General features: G+C 38.0%; 3 protein-coding genes. 2 read left to right on the top strand and 1 reads right to left on the bottom strand.

The features are described 5' to 3' along the window. The coding region (locus tag K6G87_RS11325; protein WP_296837208.1) for an extracellular solute-binding protein at positions 1–579 on the top strand (579 nt) is incomplete at its 5' end. Between the two features lie 12 nt (positions 580–591). Continuing rightward, positions 592–2,355 (top strand): methyl-accepting chemotaxis protein, encoded by a 1,764-nt coding sequence (locus K6G87_RS11320; RefSeq protein ID WP_296837205.1) that lies wholly within the window; start codon positions 592–594, stop codon positions 2,353–2,355. A gap of 144 nt (positions 2,356–2,499) precedes the next feature. On the opposite strand, the gene K6G87_RS11315 is transcribed toward K6G87_RS11320, so the two are convergent. After that, a partial coding sequence (locus tag K6G87_RS11315; protein WP_296837202.1) for a hypothetical protein occupies positions 2,500–2,752 on the bottom strand: 253 nt, incomplete at its 5' end.

The following is a 2,752-nucleotide window of genomic DNA, read 5'->3' as shown; positions in this document are numbered from 1 at the left end:
ATGATAGGTCTTTTTAATGAGTATTCAGATCCTGATCTTTTAGTAGATGGAACCTATTCAGATCAGGTACTCAATTTTGCTTCAGGCAAGTATGCCTTTATTACACAAGGATCCTGGATAGGCGCAACATTAACAGGTGATGATGCAGATGCATATGCTAAAGCCGGTAATTTCGAGATAGGCATGATCCCTTATGCTTTTCAGGAGGGCATCGATACTATCCTTACTAGTGCTCCTTCCTGGTGGGCTATTCCCAAGGAAGCTCAGGTAGAAGCAGCTGAAGCTTTCCTTCAGTGGTGTTCTGAGGATTCAGCACAGAAGATCCTTGTAGAAGAGGCAGGCTTTGTAAGTCCATTTACTGATTGCACATATGTTGCTTCCGATCCTTTTGCAGCAGTTGTTTCAGAGTACGTTGCAGCCGGTAAGACATCGAGCTGGCACTGGATGGATATGCCTGAAGGTCTTGGACAAAAAGGCCTTTCCTATGCATTCCAGAAATATGCCAAAGGAGAGCTTGATGCAAGCGGCTTTATGAAAGAAATAGAGTCTATTGCTTCTGACTGGTATAAGACACTTTAAGGAGGTGGAAACGTGAAAGACAATACTAATGTAGTTATAAAAAAGAAAGACTCCATAGTTTTTCAGTTTTCTACCTTGAATTTACTGATGCTGATATCCTTCCTTGTCGTTATGATAATGGTAATGTCAGCAATGAATAAATCTACAAACAGTAGTATCAGTATGTTTGATTCAATGATGGATCTGACAACACATGAAGCAGAGCTTAAGTCTGATGTAATGAATCTTTATGATCAGACAACAGGATATATTGCTGCAACTGCTGTAGAAACGCAGACAGCGCTTCTTCCGCAGATTGAAGTTGCAAAAAGTCAGGTTGAAGAAGATATTCAGCAGCTTAAAAGTGACTTTGAAGACTACAATGATGAAGAAGCAACCGCCCAGCTTGAAGAGATATCTGCCCAGTATGAGAGACTTTTAGCTTTGATAGATTCTGCAATAGAAAAGTGTGATGCAGGAGATCAGAGCTCTGCATATACTATTTTGTTTGATAAGGCTGAGATTCAGAAGATAGCAATATTCCATTCATCAAAAGCACTTGATGAAGCAATTCAAAATTCTGCTACAGATACGACTAATACAATGAATGAACTGCTTGCTCATGGAAGCTATATAGCTCTTATCGGAATGGTAGTAATGCTTGTTCTTATCATATTTAACTTCCTTATAAGCTATAACAATATAGTTAAGAAGATCAAGCATATAAGCAGTGAAGTTAATGATATGATCACCAATATTGAGAATAATAACGGTGATCTTACAGCAAGAGTTAAGACCAGGACCAAATCTGAACTTTTATATATTACAACCGGTATAAACCATTTCATAGAAACTCTTCAGAATATCATGAAGGAAGTCAAAAATGGTGCGGTTGTTCTTACCAGTTCTTCTGACAAGGTTTCTTCACAGCTTAGTATAGTAGATGACAGCGTTACTAATACTTCTGCAGCTCTTGAAGAATTGTCAGCTAATATGGAAACAGTTGCAGGAACTGTTTCTACTATCAATGAACGCGTTGAGGAAGTAAAAGCAGCTGCCCAGGAGATCACAGAGCAGGCTATTTCAGGAACAGAGACAGCAGTTGCCATCAAGAAGGAAGCAAATGAAGTCAAGGGCCGTGTTAATGAAAAGAAGCTTACAGCCAGTGAACACGTTTCAAGCCTTTCAGAGATGCTGACAAAATCTGTACAGGATTCTGAAAAAGTAAGTCAGATAAATGAACTTACCAATGTAATCCTTGATATAGCCAAGCATACCAATCTTCTTGCGCTTAATGCTTCCATAGAAGCCGCGAGAGCAGGAGAAGCAGGTAAGGGTTTTGCAGTAGTAGCAACTGAGATAAGCAGCCTTGCAGAAAACAGCAGAAAGACAGCAGCCAACATTCAGGATATAAGCGCAGAAGTTACAGAAGCTGTTCATAATCTTGCAGATAATGCCCAGTCTACTCTTGATTATATAAATGGTACAGTTCTTGGAGATTATGATGATTATGTAGAAACCGGTGAGAAATACGAGAATACTGCAGATGTTATGAATGATATGCTTACAGCTTTTGATGATAAAGCTAATCATCTTAATGATATAATGCAGGAAATGGTAGAATCTGTACGTATGATAACAGACTCTATCAAGGAAAGCTCTATTGCGATCTCATCTTCAGCTGAGAACTCAACAGAAATTGTTGGAGGCGTTAAGGCTATATCTGAAGCAATCAATGAAAATAATGAGATTACAGAACAGCTAAGTGATACTACGCAGAGATTCAAATCACTTTGATCTTGTTATAAAGTTGATAAAACTTGTAGAATATTTTTAAAATTGATGTAATAAGGATTTCACGTAGAAGGACCTGTCACAATGTGGCAGGTCCTTTTTAAAACTAAAGGCTGTTCTTCATAATATAGAGTTCACGATAGTGTATTATTCAGGAATTTTGCAGTATCTGCACAGTGACAGGTATTTTTGCCTGTCATTAATTTTGAATGGCAATATTAGATATATCTGAGTACTATCATCGTCTCCGTCTAATGCCGAATGGAAGAATTCTGCAAGGTAATTCTCTTTTTTATCTTTCAGCCTTTCATGAACAGTAGACATATCATAATATTCTCTGAATTTCTCTCTTTCTGAAGGTATGATAAATCTTTCGGAATATATACGTACTGCCTCTTTG

This window comes from Butyrivibrio sp., assembly GCF_024699075.1.
This window is presented reverse-complemented; position numbering and strand designations above follow the sequence as displayed.